At 45.6% G+C, this 1,155-nt stretch carries 1 protein-coding gene; it reads right to left on the reverse strand.

From position 1 onward, the window contains the following. Positions 1-1,155, reverse strand: a 1,155-nt coding sequence (locus A3762_RS12085) for a transglycosylase domain-containing protein (RefSeq protein WP_197469224.1), incomplete at both ends; no start/stop codon positions are given.

A 1,155-nucleotide genomic window follows, 5' to 3' on the forward strand; every position in this document is an offset into this window, starting at 1 on the left:
AAAGCACGATTAAACCCTTGGTATCGAGGATCTCTTCCACCCATAATTGCTAGCACTTCACCCGTACCAACAGCAGTTATCACGGCTCCCGTTTCGAGTTTTCCCGTGCCTCGCTTTCGCTTATCGAGTGTTTTAATTTCTCTTGCGATCGCACTTTCTAAATTTTGTTGTAGCTGAGGATCTAAGGTCGTATAAATCCGCAAGCCGTCACTGCTCAGATCTTCTGTATCATAATCTTCTCGCAACTGACGCTTTACCAAATCGATAAACGCAGGATAACGATTACTCTTGAAGCTCGGCTTTTTGGTCACACCGAGTTCCTTTGATTGAGCCTTCAGCATCGCGTCTCTAGAAATCCAGTTTTGTTCGTGCATCAAACTCAACACTAGATTTCGACGCTTCGTTGCGCGCTTAGGATGGCGTCGAGGATCATAGAATGATGGCCCCTTCAGTAAGCCGACTAACAAAGCATGCTGTTCTAATTCAAGGTTCTCAAGATTGCGAGCGAAGTAAAATCGGCTTGCCATCGCAAAACCATGCACAGCCGTATTGCCCGACTGACCCAAGTAAATATCGTTGACGTATGTCTCTAAGATATCCTCTTTGCTGTAATGCCACTCCAACATCAATGCCATAAAGGCTTCATTGATTTTGCGGACAATACTTCGCTCACGAGTGAGGTAAAAATTCTTCACTAGTTGTTGCGTGAGGGTGCTACCGCCCTGCACAACTCGACCAGCCATCACATTTGAGTACATCGCTCGGGCTATCGCCAAAGGCGCTATACCAAAATGCGTAAAGAAGTCTCTGTCTTCCGTCGACAACAAGGCAGACACAAGCCCTGGCGGGATGTTTTCGTAGGCAATAAGCTCTCTTTCTTCACGCGTTTTTGGATAAATACCCCCGATCTTATAGGGCTCAATGGTATAAATACCTTGGCCTTTTGCATCATCAGTTGAAAGACTAGTGATGACATCACCCTCTATTCGTAATGACAAACGCAAGGCTTGTTGAGAACCGTCTATCGTCCGATGAGCGCGACGAAAAATCTGCACTTGATTGGCCGAGCGTTTATAAGTACCAGGGGCAGAGAGTTGAGCTTTTTTAGCGTAATTGAGTAAGGCTAACTCTTGCTCAAGATTGTCAATATTTAGC

This window comes from Oleiphilus sp. HI0125 (assembly GCF_001635355.1).